The organism is Kitasatospora sp. NPDC058444 (assembly GCF_042721415.1).
Classification (GTDB): Bacteria; Actinomycetota; Actinomycetes; order Streptomycetales; family Streptomycetaceae; genus Kitasatospora.
The window spans coordinates 17176-42088 of record NZ_JBHXLL010000055.1; the positions used below are offsets into that span (position 1 = coordinate 17176).

Consider the following 24913-nt stretch of genomic DNA (forward strand, 5'->3'; position numbering starts at 1 on the left):
CCTTTCTGGAGAGAACCGATGACGGACACTCAGACGGCCCCGGCCGCCCACGGAGAAGGGGCGTCGCCGGCGCCCGCCCCCGGCCGCGAGCCGCTGCTGAAGGTGGCCGGCCTCACCCGGCACTTCCCGATCCGCAGCGGACTGCTGCGGCGCCAGACCGGCGCGGTGCGGGCGGTCGACGGCATCGACTTCACGGTCAACGCCGGCGAGACGCTGGGCGTCGTGGGTGAGTCCGGGTGCGGCAAGTCGACCATGGGCCGACTGGTCACCCGGCTCGACGAACCGACCGGCGGGAGCATCGAGTTCGAGGGCACCGACATCACCCACCTGGGCGTCGGGGCGATGCGGCCGCTGCGCCGCGACATCCAGATGATCTTCCAGGACCCGTACTCCTCGCTGAACCCCCGGCACACCGTCGGCACCATCGTCGGCGCGCCGTTCAGGCTCCAGGACGCGGTGCCGGAGGGCGGGCTCAAGAAGGCCGTCCAGGAAATGCTGGAACTGTGCGGGCTCAGCCCCGAGCACTACAACCGCTACCCGCACGAGTTCTCCGGCGGCCAGCGCCAGCGCATCGGCATCGCCAGGGCGCTCGCCCTGAAGCCGAAGATGATCATCGCGGACGAGCCGGTCTCCGCGCTGGACGTCTCGATCCAGGCCCAGGTGGTCAACCTGCTGGACGACCTCCAGCGGGAACTCGGGCTGACCTACCTGATCATCGCGCACGACCTCTCGGTGGTCCGGCACGTCTCGGACCGGGTCGCGGTGATGTACCTCGGCAAGATCGTGGAGATCGCCGACCGGGACTCGCTCTACCGCAGCCCGATGCACCCGTACACCAACGCGCTGATGTCCGCCGTGCCCGTCCCCGACCCGCGCCGCCGCCAGCGCGCGGGCCGCGACCGCATCCTGCTCAAGGGCGACGTCCCCTCGCCGATCAACCCGCCCAGCGGCTGCCGCTTCCGCACCCGGTGCTGGAAGGCGCAGGACGTGTGCGCGAGCCAGGAACCGCCGCTGACGGCGCTCAAGACCGGGCACCAGGTGGCGTGTCACTTCCCCGAGCTCGGCGAGGGGAACGACTAGCGCAGCCCCGAGGGGAACGACTAGCACAGCCCCGAGCCCGGCGCGCACGAAAGAGGCCGCCCGCCCCCGGACTTCCGGTGGCGGGCGGCCTCTTCGGCGTTCGCGCGTCAGGCGCCGCCGGTCGGCTCGGGCTCGCGCGGGCCCGGGGCGGCGGTGGCGAGCGGCCCCGGGGCGGGCGCCGGGAAGCGGCGGTTCATCGCCCTGACCGCCCGTCGGCCGAGGTTCTGGAAGGGGATCTCGACCAGCCGGTACGAGACGTAGGAGAGCACCACGAGCGCCCCGAGGTAGCCGAGGGTGAGCGCGGCCTGCCCCTTCAGCCCGACGATCGGCGGAAAGCTCTGCAGCTTCCAGCCGAGGAGGAACATCAGCGGGCCGTGCAGCAGGTAGACCGAGAAGCTGATCGTGCCGAGCCCGCTGAGCCAGCGCGGGAAGCGGCGGCGGCGCAGCAGCATGGCGCCCGCGAACAGGGCCCAGGCGGCCAGGTAGGCGTACGAGAAGGACTGCCAGGAGGGCGTCCAGGTGTGCCACAGCACCGTGTCGCGGTTGTACAGGTAGCCGACCGCGACGCCGGTGACGATCACGAAGACGCAGCAGAGCAGGGCCGGGAGCCGGTCGAGCCGGCCGTGCTCCAGCCGGTACAGCACCGTGCCGGCGAACATGGTCGCGAAGATCAGCATGGTCTCGAAGCCGAAGGTCCGGTTGTTCAGCGTGATCAGGACCAGGCCCAGGCCGCCGAGCAGCGAGGCGCCCCAACGGGTCAGGTCCGCGCGGGCGGTGGCGATGCAGGCCAGTGCCATCAGCACCACGATCCCGCCCGCGGCCACCAGGTGCCGGGTGGCCGCCGGGTCCGCCGAGAGGGCGCCGATCGGCAGCCAGGTGCCGAGGACCAGGGCGACGGACGCGAAGCCGACCGCGATCGGTGCGCTGTTCCGGTGCCACCCCCGCACGAAGAGGGCCGACACGAAGTAGTAGAAGACCATCTCGTAGGTGAGCGACCACATCACCCCGAGCGCGCTGGGCACCCCCAGCAGGTCCTGGAGCAGCAGGCCGTTGGCGGCCAGCGACAGCGCCGGGTGGTCGAAGGCGAAGCCCTGGACGATCTGGCCGCTGCGGGGCAGCACCAGCAGGCTCGCCGCCACCGCGACGGCCACCGCGGGGTAGATGCGGAAGAGCCGTCCGGTCCAGAACGCCCGGACGTCGCCGCGCCGTTCCAGCGAGGCCGGGATGATGTACCCGCTGACCAGGAAGAACAGCATCACGCCGAAGAAGCCGAGGTCCAGGTACTGCGGCACCCACCCCGCGTGGGGGATCTTGTCGAGCAGCCCGAAGTGGTGCATGGCGACGGCGAGGGCGGCGATGCCGCGCAGCGCGTCGAGCCAGCCGAGCCGGGCGGAGGCGCGGGCGGCGGCGGGGGAGGCGGCGGGAGCGGGGGAGTCCGGTGGCTCCGGCGTCGACCGCGACGGTGAGTTCGGCGCCGACGAGTGCTTCACGAGCTTCACAGGCGGAGGCTAGCGGAATCCGCCCGGCCCCACGGCGCGCGGGCTCCGCCGGTCCCCGCCCCGGACGTTTGTGTCCGCAGCGTGAGCGGTCACCGGAACATCCGGGCGAATCGGGTACACATGGACGGTGACATCCCAGCTCTTCCCGTCCGACGTGCAGCAGTCGCTGGACCTCGTCGGCATCTTCGTCTTCGCCCTCTCCGGGGGTCTGCTCGCCGTCCGCAAGAACATGGACATCTTCGGCATCTGTGTGCTGGCCGAGGTCACCGCCCTCGGCGGCGGGGTGATGCGCGACCTGGTGATCGGCGCCACGCCGGTGGCCGCGTTCACCAACCTCGGCTACTTCATGACCCCGCTGGCCGCCGCGCTGGTGGTGTTCTTCCTGCACCCGGAGGTCGAACGGATCAACCGGGCGGTGCAGACCCTGGACGCGCTCGGACTGGGGCTGTTCTGCGTGACGGGCACCGCCAAGGCCCACGACTTCGGGCTCGGCGCGGTCGCGGCGATCGCGCTCGGCATGGTGACCGCGGCCGGCGGCGGGGTGATCCGCGACGTGCTGGCAGGGGAGATCCCCTCGCTGCTGCGCTGGGACCGGGAGATCTACGCCGTCCCGGCCCTGGTCGGCGCCACCGTGGTCGCGCTGCTGATCGGCGCGAACCGCCTCACCGGCCTGACTGGCACCGCGGCCGCGCTCACCGCCTTCGGGCTGCGGATGCTCGCCCTGAAGTACGGCTGGCGTGCCCCGCGGGCCTGGCGCCGCAACGGTTCTCGCACCAGCGAGGAGTAGGCGAGCCGCCGTACGCGAGCGAGATCGCCTCGGCGGTGCAGAGCAGTTCCGGCACCATCCGGGCCAGTTCGGCGGGCGGCACCTCGCTCGCCGGGGCGCTCAGCGCGCAGGCCGCGACGGTCCGTCCGCCGCTGCCCGCGACCGGCGCGGCCACGCAGGTCACCGGCTCCCGGTGCTCACGGGATTCGGCCGCCCAGCCCCGGCTGCGCACCGCCGCCAGCTCGTCCGGCAGCTCCTGTCCGCCGGCGTCGTCCGCGGACAGTCCGGCGAGCAGCACCCGGCCGACCGCCGTCCCGTCGACCGGGGCACGGCGCCCGATCCGGGACGGCTCGGAGCCCGGCGGCCCGGCCACCTCGTCCAGGTAGAGCACCTCGCCGTCGTGCAGCACGGCCAGCCGGACGGTGTAGCCGCAGCGGGCGTTGAGCGCGGCCAGGTACGGCGCGGCGACCTGCCGGACGTCGAAGTCCTCCAGCGCGCGGTGGGCCAGCGAGAGCACCCGGCCGCCGATCCGGTAGCGCAGGTCGGGCTGGCGGCGGGCGAAGCCGTGCTCCTCCAGGGTGCGCAACAGCCGCAGGGCGGTGGACTTGTGCACCCCGAGGCTGCTGGCGGCCTGCTCCAGCGAGAGCGGCGCGTCGCCGAGTGCGTCGAGCAGGGTCAGCGCGCGGTCGACCGACTGCGACATGGCGTTTCCCCGGATCCGGCTGACTGGTGGCGTCAGGCTAACCGGTGGGTGGCTCAGTGGTACAAACCACTGCCGGACGCGGCCGTCCGGCAGTGGTGCGTCCGCCGCCGTGCGTCCGAGCGGGCGCGGGCCCGGTCCCACGTCGGAGCGGGCGGGCCGGACGGTGGGTGGCCGGAACGATGCCCCGGCCCGGAACCCCCCGCGGTTGCCGGGCTCTACAATCGGAGGGTTATGCCATACCTGGACCATGCGGCGACCACGCCGATGCTGCCCGAGGCGATCGCCGCGATGACGGCGCACCTGGGGGTGGTCGGCAACGCCTCGGCCCTGCACGCGGCCGGCCGCCGGGCCCGCCGGGTGGTCGAGGAGTCCCGGGAATCGCTGGCCGAGTCGCTGGGCGCGCGCCCCAGCGAGATCGTGTTCACCGGCGGCGGCACCGAGTCCGACAACCTGGCCGTCAAGGGCCTGTACTGGGCCCGCCGGGACGCCGATCCGGCCCGCACCCGGGTGCTGTGCAGCCCCGTCGAGCACCACGCGGTGCTGGACGCGGTGCACTGGCTCTCCGAGCACGAGGGCGCCGACGTCGAGTACCTGCCGGTGGACGGGTACGGCCGGGTGCACCCCGAGGCGCTGCGCGAGGCGATCGAACGGGACCCCGCCGCGGTGGCGCTGGTCACCGTGATGTGGGCGAACAACGAGGTCGGCACCGTCCAGCCGGTGCGCGAACTGACCGCCGTGGCGGCCGAGTACGGCATCCCGGTGCACGCCGACGCGGTGCAGGCGCTCGGTCAGGTCCCGGTGTCCTTCGCCGAGTCGGGCCTCACCGCGCTCACCGTCACCGGGCACAAGATCGGCGGCCCGTTCGGCATCGGCGCGCTGCTGCTCTCCCGGGGCGCCGCGCCCGTCCCGCTGCTGCACGGCGGCGGACAGGAGCGCGACGTGCGCTCCGGCACCCTCGACGCCCCCGGCGCGGCCGGCTTCGCGGCCGCCGCGGCGCTCGCCGTGGAGCGGCGGGCCGAGCACGCCGTCACCCTGGGCGCGCTGCGGGACGACCTGGTGGCCTCCGTCCTGGCCGCCGTGCCGGACGCGGTGCTCAACGGCGACCCGTCGGCCGAGGGCCGGCTGCCCGCCAACGCGCACTTCTCCTTCCCCGGTTGCGAGGGCGACGCGCTGCTGATGCTGCTGGACGCCCAGGGCATCGAGTGCTCGACGGGCTCGGCCTGCTCGGCCGGAGTGCCGCAGCCCAGCCACGTGCTGCTCGCGATGGGTGTCGACCCGCTGCTGGCGCGCGCCTCGCTGCGGTTCTCGCTCGGGCACACCTCGGTGCCGGAGGACGTCACGGCGCTGGGGAAGGCCATCGGGCCGGTCGTGGAGCGGGCGCGCAACGCCGGGCTGGCGTCGGTGCGGCGATAGGGCGTGCGGGGCACGGGCGGTGGCCCACGCGGGGCATGTCCGGGGGCCCCGTACGCTTGTAGTCACCATGACTGACTTCCCGGGTGCCCCGACCACTCCGTCCACCGGCCGTCTGCGCGTGCTCGCGGCGATGTCCGGTGGAGTCGACTCCGCCGTCGCCGCCGCCCGCGCCGTCGAAGCGGGGCACGAGGTGACGGGCGTCCACCTGGCGCTCTCCGCCAACCCGCAGTCCTTCCGGACCGGCGCGCGCGGCTGCTGCACCATCGAGGACTCCCGGGACGCCTGGCGCGCGGCCGACGTGATCGGCATCCCGTTCTACGTCTGGGACCTCGCCGAGCGCTTCCGCGAGGACGTGATCGACGACTTCGTCGCCGAGTACGCGGCCGGGCGCACGCCCAACCCGTGCCTGCGCTGCAACGAGAAGATCAAGTTCGCGGCGCTGCTGGACAAGGCGATCGCCCTCGGCTTCGACGCCGTCTGCACCGGCCACTACGCCCGGATCGTCGACCTGCCGGACGGCTCGCGCGAGTTGCACAGGGCCGTCGACGGCGCCAAGGACCAGTCCTACGTGCTCGGCGTGCTCGACGCCGACCAGCTCGCCCACTCGCTCTTCCCGCTCGGCGACACCACCAAGGAAGCCATCCGCGAGGAGGCCGAGCGCCGCGGCCTGGCCGTCGCCAAGAAGCCCGACAGCCACGACATCTGCTTCATCGCCGACGGCGACACCCAGGGCTTCCTCGCCAAGCACCTCGGCACCGCGACCGGCGACATCCTCGACGTCGACGGCACCAAGCTCGGCGAGCACGACGGCGCGTACGGCTTCACCATCGGCCAGCGCAAGGGCCTGCGGATCGGCCGCCCGGCCGCCGACGGCAAGCCGCGCTACGTGCTGGACATCTCCCCGGTGAACAACACCGTGACGGTCGGCCCGGTCGAGGGCCTCGACGTCACCGGCCTCACCGCCATCCGCCCCCGCTGGTGCGGCACCGAGCCGCTCGCCGACGGCCGCTACACGGCCCAGCTGCGCGCCCACGGCGAGGAGGTCCCGGTGAGCGCCTCGGTCGTCGACGGCGGACTGCGGGTGGAACTCGACACCCCGGTGCGGGGGATCGCCCCCGGCCAGGCCGTGGTCCTCTACGACGGCACCCGCGTCGTCGGCTCCGCCACCATCGCCACCACCGAGCGCCCGGCCGTCACCGCCTGAGCGCCGGCACCCGGGCCCGGCCGGACCGGCCGGGCCCACCGCGCCTCGCCACGGAGCCCGGGCCGTACGGCGGGGGCACGGCGGGGAATTGCGGTGAGCGGTGTGCCGGGGTCGTGATAGACCAGACGACATTATGAACATCTCCGTTTTCTGCTCCGCGTACTCGCTCGACGACCGCTACTCCGTGCCCGCCGCGGAGTTCGCCCGGCTCCTGGGGGAGGGCGGGCACACCCTGGTGTGGGGCGGCTCGAACGCCGGGCTGATGGGGCTGCTCGCCGACGAGGTGAAGGCGGCGGGCGGCCGACTGGTCGGCGTGATGGTCGAGATGCTGAGGCACAAGGCGTACGTCGGCGCCGACGAACTCGTCTGGACGGCCGACCTGCCGGAGCGCAAGGCGGAACTGGCCTCACGGGCGGACGCGATCGTCGTGCTGGTCGGCGGGCTGGGCACCCTGGACGAGGTCACCGAAGTCCTGGAGCTCAAGAAGCACGGGATGTTCGACAAGCCGGTGGTCGTCCTGGACACCGAGGGCTTCTACTCGGGCCTGCGCACCCAGATGGAGCGGATGGACGCCGAGGGCTTCCTGCCCCGCCCGCTCGCCGAGCTGATCACCTTCGCGGACACGCCGGCCGAGGTCTTCGCCCAGCTCAAGGCCTGATTAGATCAAGACCATGGCTGCACATCTGATCACCGGCGCCGGCTCCGGCATCGGCGCCGTCCTCACCGGGAAGCTCGCCGAGCGCGGGGACGAGCTCTGGCTGCTGGCCCGCGACGCCCGGCGGGCCGCCGAACTGCGCGAGCGCTTCCCCGGCGCCCGCACCCTGGTCGGGGACCTCGGCGACCCGGGCAAGCTCTCCTGGGCCTTCGGGCACCAGCAGCTGCCCGTCCAGCTGGACTCCCTCCTGCACGTCGCGGGCACGGTCGAGCTCGGCCCGGTCGGCGACCTGACCCCCAAGGCCTGGCAGGAGACGCTCAACGTCAACCTCGTCGCCCCCGCCGAGCTGACCCGCCTGCTGCTGCCGTCGATCCGGCTGGTCAAGGGCCACGTGCTCTTCGTGAACTCCGGCGCCGGCCTCAACGCCCACGCCGAGTGGTCCGCGTACGCGGCCAGCAAGCACGGCCTGAAGGCGCTCGCCGACGCGCTGCGCCAGGAGGAGCACGCCAACGGCGTCCGGGTCACCTCCGTCTACCCCGGCCGCACCGCCACCGCCATGCAGGTCAAGGTGCACCGGCAGGAGGGCAAGGAGTACGACGCCGACCGCTGGATCGAGCCCGAGTCCGTCGCCAAGGCGATCCTCGCCGCCCTCGACGCCTCCCGCGACGCGGAGATCACCGACATCACCGTCCGCCCCGGGCGGTAGCGCGCCGCGCGGGACGTCGGCCCGGCCGACGTCCCGCGCGCACCGCGGTCCGGCGGAACCTCCGCGGGTCCGACGGCCCCGGAACGAGCCCCGAGTCCCGAGCCCGTGCCCCGCGCTCGGCACCGGGGCCGTCCGGCTGAGTAGGCTCGGGCGGGTGAGCACCCCACACCCCTTCCCCGACCTGCGCGGCGCCGCCACCGGCGTCGGCTCGCTGCCCGGCACCGACGCCCGGGAGGCCGCCAAGACCTCCACCGGGGCCCTGGAGCACCTGCCGTTCCTGCCCGAGCTGCCCGCCCGGGGCCCGGGCGCCGACATGATCGGGCGCGGCGCCGGCCTGCTGGTCGAGCTGTTCGCGCAGACCGAGCCGAGCGGCTGGCGGTTCACCGACCGTCCCGGCCGGGACACCCGGCGCGCCCACTCCTGGCTCGGCGAGGACCTGGACGCGCTGGAGGAGTTCACCCAGGGCTACCAGGGCGCGCTCAAGGTCCAGGCCGTCGGCCCCTGGACACTGGCGGCGAACATCGAGCTCAAGCACGGCGAGAAGGCGCTCTCCGACCCCGGCGCGTGCCGCGACATCGCCGGCTCGCTCACCGAGGGCCTGCGCCGCCACCTCGCGGACGTCCGCAAGCGGGTGCCCGGCGCGCAGCCGGTCCTCCAGCTCGACGAGCCCGCGCTGCCCGCCGTCCTGGCCGGGTCGGTGAAGACCGCCAGCGGCTTCCAGCGGCTGCGCGCCGTCGACCGGCAGGTCGCCGAGGAGGTGCTGCGCGAGGTGGTCCGGAACCTCGACGCGCCCGTGGTGGTGCACAGCTGCGCCCCGGACGTCCCGGTCCCGCTGCTGCGCCGGGCCGGCGTCGCCGGGATCTCGCTCGACTTCTCCCTCCTCACCGAGCGCCAGGACGACGATCTCGGCGAGGCCGTGGAGGGCGGCACGATGATCCTCGCTGGTGTCGTCCCCGCCGTTGACCAGGCGGTGTCCGACCCTGCCGGTAGTGTCCAGGGTGTCAGGACCTTGTGGCGCAGGCTCGGGTTCGCCCCGGAGCTGCTGGGCCGCCGCGTGCTGGTGACGCCGACCTGCGGGCTGGCCGGGGCCTCCCCGGCGTACGCGCGCAGGGCGCTGTCGTCCGCGGTACGGGCGGCGCAGAGCCTGGTGGACAACCCGGAATGAGAATGCAGGAGGGCTTGCGGTGACGGCTGTCGAGGGCTGGGAGGACGTCCCGGCGGAGGTGCGCGGGCGGCACGCCGAGCTGGCGCAGGAGATCTCCGACCACCGGGCCCGGTACTACGAGCAGGACGCGCCGGTCGTCAGCGACGCCGAGTTCGACGCGCTGATGCGGGAGCTGGAGGGGATCGAGGCCGAGCACCCGGCCCTGGCCACGCCGGACTCCCCGACGCAGCGGGTCGGCGGCGCCCCCACCGCGCTGTTCGCCGAGGTCGAGCACCGCGAGCGGCTGCTCAGCCTGGACAACGCGATGGACGAGGACGAGCTGGCCGCCTGGGCCGAGCGGGTCGCCACCGAGCTGCACGGCATCGACTACCACTACCTGTGCGAGCTCAAGGTGGACGGCCTGGCCGTCAACCTCACGTACGAGAACGGCCAGTTGACGCAGGCGGCGACGCGCGGCGACGGCCGGGTCGGCGAGGACATCACCCCCAACGTCCGCACCATCAAGGAGATCCCGCACCAGCTCAAGGGCGACGACATCCCCGAGCTGGTGGAGATCCGCGGCGAGGTCTACTTCCCGACCGAGGCCTTCGACGCGCTCAACGCCTCCTTCGCGGAGGAGAACGAGCGCCGCCGGCAGGAGAACGAGGAGCGCGCCAAGGAGGGCAAGCGGCCCCGGGCGATGATCCGGCTGTTCATGAACCCCCGCAACGCCGCCGCCGGTTCGCTGCGCCAGAAGGACCCGCACGTCACCGCCTCCCGCCCGCTGCACATGGTGGTGCACGGCATCGGCGCCCGGGTCGGCTTCGACATCGACAACCAGTCGCACGCCTACCGGCTGCTGCACGACTGGGGCCTGCCCACCGCCCGCCACAACAAGGTGGTGAAGACGCTCGCCGAGGTGCGGGCCTTCATCGCGCACTTCGGCGAGCAGCGGCACTCGGTCGAGCACGAGATCGACGGCGTCGTGGTGAAGGTGGACGAGATCGCCCTCCAGGGCCGGCTCGGCGCCACCTCCAAGTCCCCGCGCTGGGCGATCGCCTGGAAGTACCCGCCGGAGGAGGTCACCGGCAAGCTGGCCGAGATCAAGGTCGGCATCGGGCGCACCGGCCGGGCCACCCCGTACGCGGTGCTGGCCGAGCCGGTGAAGGTGGCCGGTTCGATGGTGCAGTACGCGACGCTGCACAACCAGGACGTGGTCAAGGCCAAGGACGTGCTGCTCGGCGACACGATCGTGCTGCGCAAGGCCGGCGACGTCATCCCGGAGATCCTCGGCCCGGTCTACGACCTGCGGGACGGCACCGAGCGGGCCTTCGTGATGCCCTCGCACTGCCCGGAGTGCGGCAGCGAGCTGCGGCCGATGTCCGAGGGGGACATCGACCTGCGCTGCCCGAACGCGGAGCACTGCCCGGCCCAGATCCGGGAGCGGATCGCCTTCCTCGGCGGGCGGTCCTCCCTGGACGTCGAGGGCCTCGGCTACGTCGCGGCCACCGCGCTGACCCAGCCGCTGGAGCCGGCCGAGGCGCCGGTGCGGAACGAGGCGGACATCTTCCGGCTGACGCCGGAGAAGCTGCTGCCGATCAAGGTGCTGGTCCGGGACCCGAAGACCGGCATGCCGAAGCTGGACGACCGGACGGGCAAGGAGAAGGAGGTCTTCTTCTTCGCCACCACCAAGGGCGAGCCGAAGAAGTCGCTCCAGGCCCTGATCGACAACCTGGAGGCGGCGAAGACGCGGCCGCTCTGGAGGTTCGTCAACGGCCTGTCGATCCGGCACGTCGGCCCGGTCGCCGCGCAGGCGCTGGCCAGGGAGTTCCGCGACCTGGAGAAGATCTTCGAGGCGAGCGAGGAGCAGCTGGCGGCCGTCGAGGGGGTCGGCCCGATCATCGCCCGCTCGATCAGGGAGTGGCACGCGGAGCCGTGGCACCAGCGGATCCTGGAGAACTGGAAGGCGGACGGCGTCCGCTTCACCGAGGAGTTCGCGGACGAGGAGGAGGCGGAGCGCCCGCTGGAGGGCCTGACCGTCGTGGTGACCGGCACTCTGGCCGGCCACACCCGGGACGGCGCCAAGGAGGCGCTGACCTCGCGCGGAGCGAAGGTGACCGGTTCGGTTTCGAAAAAGACCGATTTTGTGGTCGCTGGTGACAACCCTGGGTCCAAGTACGACAAGGCTGTTCAGCTCGGCCTGCCGGTCCTGGACGACGCCGGGTTCGCCGTCCTTCTCACTGACGGGCCGTCCGCCGCCCGCGCCCACCTGGGACTTCCGGAGCCGGAGGAGGCCGGGGAGGCGAAGGAGCAGCCGGTCGAGGACTGACCCGGAGCGGACCCGAGCGGTCCGTGACCGGATCGGTGTTGTTATCGTCCTGATGCAACGTCACCGGGTGCCGCAGAGTGAAAGCGGGCATTGTGTCACTGTGCGGCACCCGAGAGCGGTGGCGCGTTTCCGGTTGTCCGAAAGTCTGCCCACCGGGTGGACACCGGCTTACCCTGGAGCGCAACAGAGTGTCAGCAGGGGTGGGGGCACCGGCTGGGCCGGTGCTCCTCGGGGTCGCTCCATGCCCGGCAGCTGTCGGTACCGGCACGGTGCCTCACCGTAAGGCGGCCTGACGGGGCGGGCCCGACGGAGGACAGGGCTTATGGATCGTACGACCGGCGGTGCGCCCACACGCCCGCCGCAGGGGGTGGCGGGTGCGGTCCTGCTGCTCGGCGTGCTGCTGGCCGGAGCCGCGCCGCTCATCCCGCTGGCCGTCCTGGTCTACCGGTACGAACCCGAGTTGCTGCCGCTGTTCGCGGTGCCCCTGGCGGTGCTGGTGGCGGCCTGGCGGATCGCCCGGGACCGCGCCCGCGACCAGCTGACCGACCCGCTGACGGACCTGCCCAACCGTCAGGCCCTGCTGCTGGCCGCCCAGGAGGCGATCGCGGAGTGCGAGGAGGGCTACAGCGTCGGTCTCATCCTGCTTGACCTCGATCGCTTCCGATCACTCAACGACACACTCGGTCATACGGCCGGTGACCGGCTGCTGGTTCACATCGCCCGCCGGCTGCACCGCGCCCTGCGCTCCGGCGGCCCGGCCGGCAGCGCCACCCGGGAGTCCATCGACGACGTCTTCGCCGGCCTGCCCCGGCACTACCGCCGCGGCCGCCCGATGGTGGCCCGGATGGGCGGCGACGAGTTCGCCGTCCTGCTGCCCGGCATCAACTGCCCGGACAGCCTGGAGCGGGTCGCCAAGGCGCTGATCGCCGAACTGGCCGCCCCGATCCGGCTGGACGGGCTGCTGCTGGTCCTGGAGGCCAGCGGCGGCGTCTGCGTCTACCCCCAGCACGCCCAGGACGCCGAGGCCCTGCTGCGCCGGGCCGACGTCGCGATGGGCCACGCCCAGCGCGGATGCAGCGGCGTCGCCCAGTACGACGAGACCCAGGACGCCGACACGCCGTACCGGATCGGGCTGCTGGGGGACCTGCGCCGGGCGCTGGAGACCGGCGAGGTGCAGCTGCACTACCAGCCGAAGGTGGCCTTCGACGGCCGGGTGGTCGGCCTGGAGGCGCTGCTGCGCTGGGAGCGGCCCGGCCAGGGGAAGGTCTCGCCGGACGAGTTCGTCGGGCTCGCCGAGTCCAGCGGCCTGATGCCCCGGCTCACCGACTACGTGCTGGAGGCGGCCGTCGGCCAGCTCGCGTACTGGCGCGACCAGGGCCTCCAGGTGCAGGTCGCGGTCAACGTCTCGCCGCGCGACGTGCTCAACCCCGGCTTCGCCCAGCGGGTCGCCGGCCACCTCGTGCGCCACCAGGTGCCGGCCCACGCGCTCCAGCTGGAGATCACCGAGCGGCTGCTGCTGGACGACTCCCGGCGGGCCGCCGACACCCTGGCCGAGCTGCGCGGCTACGGGGTCGGGATGTCCCTGGACGACTTCGGCACCGGGCACTCCTCGCTGGTGCGGCTGCGCAGCCTGCCGGTCGGCGAGCTGAAGATCGACCGCTCCTTCGTCTCCCGGATGGTCGCCGACGACCACGACGCGGCGGTGGTCCGCTGCTCGGTGGAGCTCGCCCACTCGCTGGGCCTGACCGTGGTCGCCGAGGGCGTCGAGGACGACGAGACCTGGGAGCGGCTGCACTGCATGGGCGTGGACGCCGTCCAGGGCTGGCTGGTGTCGGCCGCGCTGCCGGCCGAGCAGGCCACCGCCTGGCTGCGGGTGCACCGCACCGGCGCCCCGCCGGTGGAGCGGTGCGGCGTGCCGCCCCAGCTGCACGCGGGCTTCCAGCCGGCCCAGAGCGCCAGGCCGGTCGCCCAGGCGGCCAGGCCGCCGGCGCTGCCGCCGACGCTCCCGCCGGTGCGGCCGCCGGCCATCCCGCCCACGCTGCCGCCGGTGGCCCAGGTGGTGCAGGCCGCGCACCGGGAGATCAAGCCGCAGGGCTGGGCCCGCCCCCGGCCGCAGTAGCCCGCCGGACGCCGCGCCGCGGTTCCCGGTGGTCCGCGGGACGCCGCGGCGCGGCCCCCGGGAGGGCCGGTGACGGGCGCCGCGGCTCACTCGTTGGCCGGGGCGGGGGACGGGCCCCATAGGATGGGGTCCAAAGACCATGAGGACGGAGCGCCGAACCCGGCTGCTCCTGCCCGGGCCCGGCACCGCTCGCAAGGCACCGTCGGGCCTCACCAGAACTCACCCTGAGGATCGCTGCATGCCTGGCATCACGCGCGAGGAGGTCGCCCACCTCGCCCGGCTGTCGCGTCTTGAGCTGAAGCCCGAAGAGCTGGACCACTTCGCCGAGCAGCTCGACGTGATCATCGGCGCGGTCGCCCGCGTTTCCGAGGTCGCCGGACAGGACGTCCCGCCGACCTCCCACCCGCTGCCGCTGACCAACGTCATGCGTGCGGACGAGGTGCGGCCGTCGCTCACCCCGGAGCAGGCGCTGTCCGGCGCCCCCGCCGCCGAGGAGCAGCGTTTCCGTGTGCCGCAGATCCTCGGGGAGGACTGACCGAGATGACCGAGCTGATTCGCTACACCGCGGCCGAGACCGCGAGCGCCGTCGCCAAGGGTGAGGTGTCGGCCGTCGAGGTCGCGCAGGCGCACCTGGACCGCATCGCCGCCGTCGACGAGAAGGTCAACGCCTTCCTGCACGTCGACACCGAGGGCGCGCTGGCCGCGGCCAAGGCCGTCGACGACAAGCGCGCCAAGGGCGAGGAGCTGGGCCCGCTGGCCGGCGTCCCGCTCGCGCTCAAGGACGTCTTCACCACCAAGGGCATCCCGACCACCTGTGGCTCGAAGATGCTCGAGGGCTGGATCCCGCCGTACGACGCCACGCTGACCAGCCGTCTCAAGGACGCCGGCGTGGTCATCCTCGGCAAGACCAACATGGACGAGTTCGCGATGGGCTCCTCCACCGAGAACTCCGCGTACGGCGTGACCGGCAACCCGTGGGACCTCTCCCGCATCCCCGGCGGCTCCGGCGGCGGTTCGGCCGCCGCGCTGGCCGCCTTCGAGGCCCCGCTGGCGATCGGCACCGACACCGGCGGCTCGATCCGCCAGCCCGGCGCCGTCACCGGCACCGTCGGCGTCAAGCCGACCTACGGCTCGGTGTCCCGCTACGGCCTGGTCGCCTTCTCCAGCAGCCTGGACCAGGGCGGTCCGTGCGCCCGCACCGTGCTGGACGCGGCCCTGCTGCACGAGGCCATCGCCGGGCACGACCCGCTGGACTCCACCTCGATCGACGCGCCCGTCCCGGCCGTGGTCGAGGCCGCGAGGATGCGCGACATCCGCGGCATGCGGATCGGCGTGGTCAAGGAGTTCGCCGGCGAGGGCTACCAGGCCGGCGTGATGCAGCGCTTCAACGAGTCGGTGGAGCTGCTGCGCGAGCTGGGCGCCGAGGTCGTCGAGGTCTCCTGCCCGTCCTTCACCCTGGCGCTGCCGGCGTACTACCTGATCGCGCCGAGCGAGTGCTCCTCCAACCTGGCCCGCTTCGACGCGATGCGCTACGGCCTGCGGGTCGGCGACGACGGCTCGCGCTCGGCCGAGGAGGTCACCGCCCTGACCCGCGAGGCCGGCTTCGGCGACGAGGTCAAGCGCCGCATCATCCTGGGCACCTACGCGCTGTCCTCGGGCTACTACGACGCCTACTACGGCTCGGCCCAGAAGGTCCGCACGCTCATCTCGCGCGACTTCGACGCGGCCTTCGCGGGCGTGGACGTCCTGGTCTCGCCGACCACGCCGACCACCGCCTTCCCGATCGGCGAGCGCGCCGACGACCCGATGGCGATGTACCTGGCCGACCTGTGCACGATTCCGTCGAACCTGGCGGGCAACGCGGCCATGTCGCTGCCGGTGGGCCTGGCGCCGGAGGACAATCTCCCGGTCGGCCTCCAGATCATCGCACCCGCGATGGCGGACGACCGCCTGTACCGCGTGGGCGGCGCCGTCGAGGCCGCACTCAACGACAAGTGGGGGCACACCCTGCTGGAGGAGGCACCGGCACTGTGAGCAAGATCGAGAAGGCCAAGGCCCAGTCCGCTTCGCTCAAGGGGTGGAAGCACAGCAAGCCCGGCCTGTGGCTGTCCATCGGCACCAGCGCGTTCGGCGCGATCTCCGTCGCCAAGGACGTCCGCAAGGCCCGCGAGGAGAGCGACACCCTCAAGCTGGTGAACGCCCTGGTCGGCGCGGCCGCGCTGATCACCGGCACGGCCCTGCTGGTGCGGGAGCTGCGTCAGCTGGGCTCCGACGACGTGCTGCTGGGCTGAGCGCCCCGGGCGTGTCCCGCGGGTTGCGTCGCGCACCCGGCAAGGACCCGCGAGACACGCCCCAGCCCGGCCCCGCGCGAGCGGCGGCCGGGCCCGTACCTCCCACAGTCTTTTGAACGAAGGGACGCTGTGAGCGTCATGAACCTGGTCTCCTACGAGGACGCTCTCGCGTCGTACGACCCGGTGATGGGCCTTGAGGTCCACGTCGAGCTGGGCACCAAGACCAAGATGTTCTGCGGTTGCTCGACCGAGCTGGGTGCCGAGCCGAACAGCCAGACCTGCCCGACCTGCCTGGGCCTGCCGGGCTCGCTGCCGGTGGTCAACGCGGTGGGCGTGGAGTCGGCCGTCAAGATCGGCCTGGCGCTGAACTGCGAGATCGCCGAGTGGTGCCGGTTCGCGCGGAAGAACTACTTCTACCCGGACATGCCCAAGAACTTCCAGACCTCGCAGTACGACGAGCCGATCGCCTTCAACGGCTACCTCGACGTGCAGCTGGAGGACGGCTCGACCTTCCGGGTGGAGATCGAGCGCGCCCACATGGAGGAGGACACCGGCAAGTCCAGCCACGTCGGCGGGGCCACCGGCCGCATCCACGGCGCCACCCACTCGCTGCTCGACTACAACCGGGCCGGCATCCCGCTGATCGAGATCGTCACCAAGCCGATCGTCGGCGCCGGCGAGCGCGCCCCCGAGGTCGCCAAGGCGTACGTCGCCGAGCTGCGCGAGGTGATCCGTTCGCTCGGCGTCTCCGAGGCCCGGATGGACAAGGGCCAGATGCGCTGCGACGTCAACCTGTCGCTGCGCCCGAACGGCACCGAGACCTTCGGCACCCGCTCGGAGACCAAGAACGTCAACTCGCTGCGCAGCGTGGAGCGGGCCGCCCGGTTCGAGATCCAGCGGCACGCCACCGTGCTGACCGACGGCGGCACCATCGTCCAGGAGACCCGCCACTTCCACGAGGAGAACGGCAGCACCACCTCGGGCCGGATCAAGGACAACGCCGAGGACTACCGCTACTTCCCCGAGCCGGACCTGGTGCCGGTGGCCCCCGCCCGCGCGTGGGTCGAGGAGCTGCGGGCCGCCCTGCCCGAGCTGCCGCGGGTGCGCCGCGCCCGGCTGCAGGCCGAGTGGGGCCTGTCCGACAAGGACATGCAGTCGGTGCTCAACGCCGGTGCGGTGGGGCCGATCCAGGAGACCATCGCGGCCGGCGCCCCGGCCGACCAGGCCCGCAAGTGGTGGATGGGCGAGCTGGCCCGTCGCGCCAACGAGACCGGCACCGAGCTGAGCGAGCAGCCGATCACCCCGGTGCAGGTCGCCCGGGTCGCCGCGCTGGTCGCCGAGGGCAAGCTCAACGACAAGCTGGCCCGCCAGGTCATCGAGGGCGTGCTGGCCGGCGAGGGCGAGCCGGACGAGATCGTCGAGAAGCGCGGCCTGGCCGTGGTCTCGGACGACTCCGCGCTGGGTGCCGCCGTCGACCAGGCCATCGCCGAGAACGAGGCGATCGCCGCCAAGATCCGCGACGGCAAGGTCCAGGCCGTGGGCGCGCTGGTCGGTGCGGTCATGAAGGCCACCCGGGGCCAGGCCGACGCCGCCCGGGTCAAGGATCTGATCCTTGAGAAGCTGGCTTCCTAAGGCAACTAAGGCATCTAAGGCCCTCTAAGTAAGGCCTAAGGCCCCATCTCACCTATGTATCTAGGTGGGATGGGGCCTTAAACCTTTTCCGGCGCCCGATCTAAGGCATCCGGGCCCCGGAAGATGGGGCACGCTCCCGATGCGGCACCCCCCACTGGCGGAGGAAGCTCTTACTCGTCAGGGAAACAGCGCAGCACGGCGAAGCCCACAGGGGGAACCGGAAATGATCGAGTACCAGACCTTCCAGCAACAGGCCCACGAGCTCGTGGCCCGCGCCGAGCACGAGCGCCTGGTGCGCGAGGCCAAGGAGGCCCGCCGACTGCGGCAGCGCCCGGTGGCCGCCCGCTTCCAGCGGCGCCCCGTGCGTCGGCCCGAATGCTGACGGTGCGGCACCACGACGGTGCCGAAGGAGCTCCGGAGGGGGAGACGCTGCGAGTGAGCGTCTCCCCCTCCGGGCGTTCGGGCCCTTCGACCCGTTCGCCAGGGGAGATAACCCCTCGGCCGGGCCCCACCGGCTATGGCATGCTCGCCTCCATGCAGCAGACATCGGTCAGCCCCGTCTTCGTCGGCCGCGGCAGCGAGATCACCGAGCTGACCGACGCGCTGCGCCGCGCGGGCACCGGAAGCCCGCAGGCCGTGCTGATCGGCGGCGAGGCGGGGGTCGGCAAGACCCGGCTGCTGGAGGAGTTCCTGGAGCGGGCGGCCGCCCGGGGCGCGGTCACCTCGCTCGGCAGCTGTCTGGAGGTCGGCGCCGAGGGACTGCCGTACGCGCCGCTGGCCGCCGCCCTGCGCAGACTGCACCGCTCCCTGGGCGCCGAGCTGGAGGCCGCCGCGGCCGGCAGCGAGGGGCACCTGGCCCGGCTGCTCTCCGAGTTCGGCGAGGTGGACGGCGAGCCCAACGACGAGTACAGCCGGGCCCGGCTGTTCGAGCACACCGCGAGGCTGTTCGAACGGCTCGGCGCGGAGCGTACCCTCGTCCTCGCCGTCGAGGACCTCCACTGGTCCGACCGCTCCACCCGCGAGCTGCTCGCCTTCCTGGTGCGCACCCTGCACCGGTCCCGGGTGCTGCTGGTCGCCACCTACCGCACCGACGACCTGCACCGCCGGCACCCGCTGCGCCCCTTCCTGGCCGAGCTCGAACGGCTGCGCACCGTCCAGCGGCTGGAGCTGGCCCGGTTCGACCGCCGCGAGGTGGCCGCCCAGCTGGCCGGCATCCTCGGCACCACCGCCCCCGACCGCCAGCTGGTGGACCGCATCCACCGCCGCTCGGAGGGGAACCCGTTCTTCGTCGAGGAGCTGGCCACCGCCTTCGAGGACGGCTGCGGCGCCGGGCTGACCGACTCGCTGCGGGACATCCTGCTGGTGCGGGTCGAGGGCCTGGACGAGGAGGCCCAGCGGGTGGTGCGGATCGCCGCCGAGGGCGGCTCGCACGTCGAACACGCCCTGCTGGCCGCCGTCCTGGACGACGACGAGGAGGCGCTGATCGAGGCGCTGAGGGCGGCCGTCGGCGCCAACATCCTGCGCCCGGACAGCGAGGGCGAGGGCTACCGGTTCCGTCACGCGCTGGTCCGCGAGGCGGTCTCGGACGACCTGCTGCCCGGCGAACGGCACCGGATCAACCGCAAGTTCGCGCTCGCCGTGGAGGCCCAGCCGCAGCTCGTCCCGGGCGACGCGCTGGCCGCCCGGCTGGCCAACTACTGGTACCACGCGCACGATCCGGCCCGCGCCCTGCCGACGGCCCTGGACGCCGCCCGCGCGGCCCGCCGCCGCAACGCCTTCGCCGAGCAACTCGGCATGCTGGAACGGGCCCTGGAGCTGTGGGACCTGGTCTCCGAGGAAGTCCTGGCGCACACCCTGCGCCCCTACGACTGGGCCGAGACCTACCCGCCCGGCTCCTGCGACCACAACGCCGCGGACCCGGAGTGCGACCGGATCCAGCTGGTCGACGTGCTGGCCGAGGCGGTGGTCGCGGCCCGGCGCTGCGGCGACCGCGAGCGCGGCCTGAGCCTGGCCAAGCGCGGGCTGCGGCTGGTCGACGAGGCGGAGCACCCGGTGCGCGCGGCCTGGTTCCGGATCAACCGGGCCCGGATGCTGGGCAGCCTGCGCCGCTCCGGCGACGAGGCGGAGATCGCGCACGCGCTGCGGCTGGTGGAGCACCTGCCGCCGACCGCGGTCCAGGCCGAGGTGCTCGCCCTCGGCGCCGGGACGGCGATGCTCAAGAAGCCCACCCCCGAGGCGATCGAGCTGGCCGGGCGGGCGATCCGGATCGCCCAGGAGGTGGGCGCGCACTCGGTCGAGGTGCACGCCCGGATGACCCTCGGCGGCCTGCGCTACGACGTGCAGGGCGACGCCGAGGGCGGGCTGGCCGAGCTCGCCGGGGCGGTCGAACGGGCCCGCCGGCTGGGCGTGCCCGACCTCCTGCTGCGCGGCATCAACAACCTGGCCAGCATGCAGCGCGGGCTGGGGCGGCCGGAGGACGCCGTCCGGCTGGCCCGGGAGGGCCTGGAGTTCGCGGACGGCAACGGCCTGCTGCGCAACATCGGCACCATCCTGACCGGCAACCTGGTCGAGGCGCTGACCGACCTCGGGCGGGTCGGGGAGGCCGCCGAGGTGCTCGCCGGCTGGGAGCTGACCAGCCTGAGCGGCACCCACGCCGAGTTCCTGGACCGGATGCGCGGCGAACTCGCCCTGCTCAAGGGGGACCTGGCCACCGCGGCGACCATGCTGGCGCAGGCCCGGGCGGCCAACCGGGTCGGCCAGGTCCAGCACAGCGTGCCGATCAGCCGGCTGGCGGTGCGGCTCGCGGCGCTCGGCGGCCGGCCGCTGGAGGCCCGGGCCGAACTGCTCGCCGTGCTGGAGGAGGACGGCCGGCTCGGCCACGAGTCCGACGTCTACCCGCTGCTGGCCGAGGCCGCCGCGGTGGAGGCGGACAGCCGGGGCCTGCCGCAGGCCGAGGCGGGCCGGGCGGGGGCGCTGGCCGCGATCGCCGGGGCCGCCGCCGGGCTGCGGCCCCGGGCGCCGCTGCACCACGGCTGGGCCCGGCTGCTGGAGGCCGAACTGGCCCGCGCCGAGGGCGCGGACACCGCCCAGGCCTGGGCCGCCGCGGTCGAGGCGCTGCGGCCGACCGGCCTGCCGTACCCGCTGGCGCTCGCCCTGCTGCGGGCCGGCGAGGCCGAGGTGCAGGCCGGGCGCCGCGAGGCCGGTGCCGAACTGCTGCGCGAGGCGGCCGGACTGGCGGCCGTCCGGGACGACCGGCTGCTCGGCGGGCAGATCGCCGCGCTGGCCGAGCGGGCCGGGCTGAGCCTCGCCCCGGTCGAGCGGACGGCCACGGTGCCGGCCCCGGCCGCCGGGGACTCCTTCAACCTCACCCCCCGTGAGCGGGACGTGCTCCGACTCCTCGCGCGCGGCTGGACCAACCGGCAGATCGCCGAGGAGCTGTACATCTCTCCGAAGACCGCGAGCGTGCACGTCTCCAACATCCTCGGCAAGCTCGCCGTCGGCGGCCGCGGCGAGGCGGCCGCGCTGGCGCACCGGCTGCGACTGTTCCCGGACGACCTGGCCCCCTCGGGCCGCTGAACAGGCTCCCCATGGACCCGGACCGGCCCCGGCCGGCCCGGGTCCGTCGTTCGTCCGTCCTGGCACCGGTGTTCGGGCGCCGCCGCGTGCTCCCGTGCGCGCCGCGTGAGCCCCCACCCGCGCGCCGCCGCCAATCGGGCCGATCCGTAGGAATCAGGGGCATTTCCCCACCCTTTCGCCATTACTCTAAGTTGAGTGTGCGTGTCATTGAGTGACGGAATTGGTGTAGGGTCCATTTCGGGAGCATCGGTACGGTGCGGCGACCGGCAGGCCGTCCACCCCCTGGGCCACCGTCCTGACGGGGCGCCAGGCCACCGCGTACGTCCGACAGGTGCGCGGCCGGTGGCCCGTGGCCGGGGCGCGAGGCCCCGGGCCGGAGGGGGAGAGGCCGAGTGAGCTCCACCGAAACGGTGCTGCCCGGAACCGGACGGCCGGACGCACCGCACACCGACACGTCCGCCGTCGACGTGCCCGCACCCGCACCCGCCCGCCGGGGCGCGATGTGCCGGCTCAGAGCCAGCCGGGCCCTGCCCGGGTTCGTTCTGGGCGGGCTCTGCCTGGCCTACGCCGCGGGCGCCGCCGCCGGCTGGGGATCGCGCCAACTGTCCGTCTTCATGGGCGACTTCGGACTGGCGGCGGCGGCCCTGGCGGCCGCGCTGTCCTGTCTGGTGTACGGCTGCACGGTCGGCGGGCAGGCCCGCCCGGCCTGGCTGCTGTTCGGCCTCTCCTCGTTCATGGTCGCCTTCGGCAACGGCACCTGGGGCTGGTACGAGCTGGTCGTTCGCACCGAGCTGCCCCGGGACTCGCTCGCCGAGTACGCCTTCCTGCTCTTCGCCCCGCTCGCCATCACCGGCGTCCTGGTGCTCGCCCAGCACCCGCGCACGGCGGCCGGCTGGCTCTGCCTGCTGCTCGACGGCTGGCTGATCGCCGGCTCGCTGTTCACCCTCAGCTGGAGCCTGGCGCTCGGCCGGATCGCGGCCGGCGAGGACGGCTCACCGCTGCGCCTGGCCCTCAACCTGGCCTACCCGGTGCTGGACATCCTGCTGGTCAGCCTGGTGGTCGGGCTGCGCTTCCGCGGCCGGGACGGCAACCGGGCGGCGGTGCACACGGCGATGGTGGCGCTCGCCGTCACCGTCACCTGCGACGCCCTGTTCACCTCCCCGCAGCTGCGCAGCAGCTACCACTCGGGCGAACTGCTGGACGCCGGCTGGTTCGCCGGCAGCCTGCTGCTGGCCTGGGCGCCGTGGTCGCCGCGCTGGCGCCGTCCGGTGCGCGAGCACCCCTCGGCCGGCGGCCTGCCGCACCGCCGGGTGGCCACCACCTTCAGCGCGCTGACCCCGTACGCGGCCGCCGCGGTCTGCACCGCCGGCATCCTCTACAACGCGCTCGGCGGACGGGAGTTGGACCGCGTGGTGGCCGCGGCGGCCTGCACCGTCGGGCTGGCGCTGATCCTGCGGCAGGGCGTGATGCTCCTGGACAACCTGTCGCTGGCCCAGGAACTCGCCCACAAGGAGGCGCACTTCCGCTCCCTGGTGCAGGGCTCCAGCGACGTCATCATGATCGCCGGCGCCAACGGCGTGCTCTCCTACGTCTCCCCGGCCGCGCTCGGCGTCTACGGGCGGGACCCGGAGGAACTGGTCGGCGGCAACCTGCTGGACCTGGTCCACCCCGAGGACGTCGGCCGGGTGCTCTCCGAGGTCCGCCGCTACCTCGCCAGGGTCCGGCTCACCACCCACCGCAGCCCCGGCACCGCCGTACCCTCCGCCCGGGTCGAGTGCCGGATCAGCTCCGGCGCCGGCGAGTGGCTGCACGTCGAGTCCACCGTCAGCAGACACCGCGACGGCCTGCTGCTCAACAGCCGGGACGTCACCGAACGCGTCATGCTCCAGGCCCAGTTGCAGCACAACGCCTTCCACGACCCGCTCACCGACCTGCCCAACCGGGCGCTGTTCACCCAGCGGCTGCGGTCCGCCCTCGGCTCCCGCGGCCAGCAGGGCGGGACGGGCGCCGGGATCGCGGTGCTCTTCCTCGACCTGGACGGCTTCAAGGCGGTCAACGACACCGCCGGGCACCAGGTCGGCGACGAACTGCTGGTGCAGGCCGCCCGCCGGCTGCAGAGCGCCGTGCGCTGCGGGGACACCGTCGCCCGGTTCGGCGGCGACGAGTTCGCCGCGCTGGTCTGCGGCCCGCTCGGCCGCCTCCAGGTCCAGGAGCTGGCCGAGCGGCTGCGCCTCGCGGTCTCCGAGCCGTACTGGATCGGCGGCGCCGAACTCAGCGTCGCCGCCAGCATCGGCATCGCCTTCGGCACCCCCGAGCGCGGCCCGGCGGCCGACCCCAGAGCCGCCGCCGACGAGCTGATGCGCAACGCCGACCTCGCGATGTACCGGGCCAAGTCCGAGGGCAAGGGCCGGGTGGTGCTCTACACCCCCGCGATGCGGGCCGACCTGGAACGCCGCACCGAACTGGAGGAACGGCTTCGACTGGCCGTCCGGGAGGGCGGCTTCACGCTGCTCCACCAGCCGGTGGTGGACCTGCGCAGCGGCGCGGTGACCGGCGTCGAGGCACAGGCCCGCTGGCGCTCGGTGGGCGGCCTGCTGCTCACCCCGGCCGAGTTCCTGCGCTCGGCCGAGCACGGCGACGCGGCCACCCGGTTCTCCCGCTGGCTGGTCCTGGAGGCGGTCAGCGCGGCCGTCGAGCGGCGCGGCCTGCCGGGCAGGGGCCGCGGCACGCCGGAGCCCGTCCCGGTGGCCGTCCGGCTCACCGTGGAGCGGCTCTGCTCGCCCGGCCTGTACGAGACGGTGGCCGCGGCGCTGCGCGACAGCGGGCTGCCGGCCGACGAACTGGTGATCGAGGTGGCCCGGATGGGCCCGGACTCGCTCGCCGACGAACTCGGCCGCCGGCTCACCGCCCTGCGCGGGCTGGGCGTCTCCACCTGGCTGGCCGGGTACGGCGCCGGCGGCGGCTCGCTCGGCGCCCTCGCCCGGCTGCCGCTGGACGGGCTCAAGCTGGACCGCACGCTCGTCCAGGACCTCGGCGAGTCCCCGCTCAGCCGCACCCTCGCCGGGCACGCGCTGCGGCTCGGCCGCGACCTCGGGATGGCCACCGCCGCCGAGGGGGTGGACCTGCCCCGCCAGGTCGTCGCGCTGCGGGAGCTGGGCTGCGGTCAGGCCCAGGGCTCGGCCTTCGCCCCGCCGCTCGACGAGCCCCGGCTGCGCCGGGCGCTGGCCCGCCGCGGCTACCCGCTGCCGGCCCCGGCGGGCCCGCCGCCCGACCCCGCGGGCCCGTTCCCGGCCCGCCGCCCGTACCCGCCCGCCGCCGACGACACCCGGACGAGTGGCCGGACGAACGGTCGGACGGACGCCGCGCCGGGACGTGGCGCACATCACCACGGCGGCCCTGACCTGCCCGAACACCGTGCCGTTACTGGTCCGTCGGGAGGTCCGCATGGCGAGACGGTCATCCCGCCTGCTTGACACGCCGCCCCGCACGGGAGGAAGGTCGTTGCCATGCGCACCCGAATTCTCGTACTTGGCGGGCGCGTCGGCTGAGTGGGCTCGTACGCCCTGCTCGTGACAGACCGACGCGCCACCCCTCGCATGCCCTTGGGCACGAGGGGTTTTTTGTTGCACTGACGCTGTTCCACCTCCGCAAGACCCCTGGCCTCGGCCGCCCGAGCAGGTCCGATTTGTCGGATCGAGCGGGACGATTGAGGCAGAGCCGGCGCTCGCCCCGGACCGGGACCCCACCCTCGCAGCACCGGGGCCCGCAGCACCGGGTCGGCAAAACCCGAGAAGAG

18 protein-coding genes are annotated in these 24913 nt (G+C 73.7%); 16 read left to right on the forward strand and 2 right to left on the reverse strand.

Annotation, left to right across the window (positions count from 1 at the left end; all coding sequences use genetic code 11):
• The first annotated feature begins 18 nt into the window (after nt 1-18).
• Entirely contained in the window at nt 19-1080 is a 1062-nt protein-coding gene (locus tag ACFWP2_RS35385; protein WP_380459412.1) for an ABC transporter ATP-binding protein, read from the forward strand.
• Nucleotides 1081-1187: 107 nt separating this feature from the next.
• Here ACFWP2_RS35385 and ACFWP2_RS35390 read toward each other — a convergent pair whose 3' ends face one another.
• Nucleotides 1188-2579, reverse strand: a complete 1392-nt coding sequence (locus ACFWP2_RS35390; RefSeq protein ID WP_380459414.1) for an acyltransferase family protein — start codon at nt 2577-2579, stop codon at nt 1188-1190.
• A 127-nt stretch (nt 2580-2706) separates the two neighbouring features.
• Here ACFWP2_RS35390 and ACFWP2_RS35395 point away from each other — a divergent pair, with 127 nt between their 5' ends.
• Nucleotides 2707-3366, forward strand: coding sequence for a trimeric intracellular cation channel family protein (locus ACFWP2_RS35395; protein ID WP_380459416.1), 660 nt, complete (start codon nt 2707-2709; stop codon nt 3364-3366).
• On the opposite strand, the gene ACFWP2_RS35400 is transcribed toward ACFWP2_RS35395, so the two are convergent.
• Complete coding sequence (locus tag ACFWP2_RS35400; protein WP_380459418.1) at nt 3272-4048, reverse strand: IclR family transcriptional regulator; 777 nt, start codon at nt 4046-4048, stop codon at nt 3272-3274. The genes ACFWP2_RS35395 and ACFWP2_RS35400 overlap by 95 nt on opposite strands.
• 231 nt (nt 4049-4279) lie before the next feature.
• Between ACFWP2_RS35400 and ACFWP2_RS35405 the strand changes: the two genes are divergently transcribed.
• From ACFWP2_RS35405 to ACFWP2_RS35470, 14 genes are all read left to right on the forward strand, one after another.
• Nucleotides 4280-5461 carry a cysteine desulfurase family protein gene (locus ACFWP2_RS35405; RefSeq protein ID WP_380459420.1) on the forward strand — a complete coding sequence of 394 codons (1182 nt, stop codon included), beginning with the start codon at nt 4280-4282 and terminating at the stop codon, nt 5459-5461.
• Between the two features lie 67 nt (nt 5462-5528).
• Nucleotides 5529-6665: a tRNA 2-thiouridine(34) synthase MnmA gene (gene mnmA / locus ACFWP2_RS35410; RefSeq protein ID WP_380459422.1), complete on the forward strand. Its 1137-nt coding sequence runs from the start codon at nt 5529-5531 to the stop codon at nt 6663-6665.
• A 133-nt stretch (nt 6666-6798) separates the two neighbouring features.
• The gene (locus ACFWP2_RS35415; RefSeq protein ID WP_380459425.1) at nt 6799-7323 is read left to right on the forward strand and encodes a TIGR00730 family Rossman fold protein; all 525 of its coding nucleotides are present in this window, start codon (nt 6799-6801) and stop codon (nt 7321-7323) included.
• A gap of 13 nt (nt 7324-7336) precedes the next feature.
• A complete protein-coding gene (locus ACFWP2_RS35420) occupies nt 7337-8026 on the forward strand; it encodes an SDR family oxidoreductase (protein ID WP_380459427.1) in 690 nt (229 codons plus the stop codon).
• Between the two features lie 154 nt (nt 8027-8180).
• Nucleotides 8181-9191: a methionine synthase gene (locus ACFWP2_RS35425; protein WP_380459429.1), complete on the forward strand. Its 1011-nt coding sequence runs from the start codon at nt 8181-8183 to the stop codon at nt 9189-9191.
• A gap of 19 nt (nt 9192-9210) precedes the next feature.
• On the forward strand, nt 9211-11499 hold the full coding sequence (gene ligA, locus ACFWP2_RS35430; RefSeq protein WP_380459430.1) for an NAD-dependent DNA ligase LigA: 2289 nt from the start codon (nt 9211-9213) through the stop codon (nt 11497-11499).
• A gap of 322 nt (nt 11500-11821) precedes the next feature.
• Nucleotides 11822-13618 carry a putative bifunctional diguanylate cyclase/phosphodiesterase gene (locus ACFWP2_RS35435; RefSeq protein WP_380459432.1) on the forward strand — a complete coding sequence of 599 codons (1797 nt, stop codon included), beginning with the start codon at nt 11822-11824 and terminating at the stop codon, nt 13616-13618.
• Nucleotides 13619-13856: 238 nt separating this feature from the next.
• Nucleotides 13857-14153: an Asp-tRNA(Asn)/Glu-tRNA(Gln) amidotransferase subunit GatC gene (gene gatC / locus ACFWP2_RS35440; protein WP_030057414.1), complete on the forward strand. Its 297-nt coding sequence runs from the start codon at nt 13857-13859 to the stop codon at nt 14151-14153.
• A gap of 5 nt (nt 14154-14158) precedes the next feature.
• Complete coding sequence (gatA, locus tag ACFWP2_RS35445; protein ID WP_380459434.1) at nt 14159-15652, forward strand: Asp-tRNA(Asn)/Glu-tRNA(Gln) amidotransferase subunit GatA; 1494 nt, start codon at nt 14159-14161, stop codon at nt 15650-15652.
• Nucleotides 15649-15909 carry a hypothetical protein gene (locus ACFWP2_RS35450; RefSeq protein WP_360348731.1) on the forward strand — a complete coding sequence of 87 codons (261 nt, stop codon included), beginning with the start codon at nt 15649-15651 and terminating at the stop codon, nt 15907-15909. The genes gatA and ACFWP2_RS35450 overlap by 4 nt, the downstream gene beginning before the upstream one ends.
• 129 nt (nt 15910-16038) lie before the next feature.
• The gene (gene gatB, locus ACFWP2_RS35455; protein ID WP_380459437.1) at nt 16039-17541 is read left to right on the forward strand and encodes an Asp-tRNA(Asn)/Glu-tRNA(Gln) amidotransferase subunit GatB; all 1503 of its coding nucleotides are present in this window, start codon (nt 16039-16041) and stop codon (nt 17539-17541) included.
• Between the two features lie 223 nt (nt 17542-17764).
• A complete protein-coding gene (locus ACFWP2_RS35460) occupies nt 17765-17923 on the forward strand; it encodes a hypothetical protein (protein WP_158077676.1) in 159 nt (52 codons plus the stop codon).
• 152 nt (nt 17924-18075) lie between these two features.
• Entirely contained in the window at nt 18076-21117 is a 3042-nt protein-coding gene (locus ACFWP2_RS35465) for an AAA family ATPase (RefSeq protein WP_380459440.1), read from the forward strand.
• Between the two features lie 500 nt (nt 21118-21617).
• Nucleotides 21618-24590: a putative bifunctional diguanylate cyclase/phosphodiesterase gene (locus ACFWP2_RS35470; RefSeq protein WP_380459457.1), complete on the forward strand. Its 2973-nt coding sequence runs from the start codon at nt 21618-21620 to the stop codon at nt 24588-24590.
• The last annotated feature ends 323 nt before the right edge of the window (nt 24591-24913 follow it).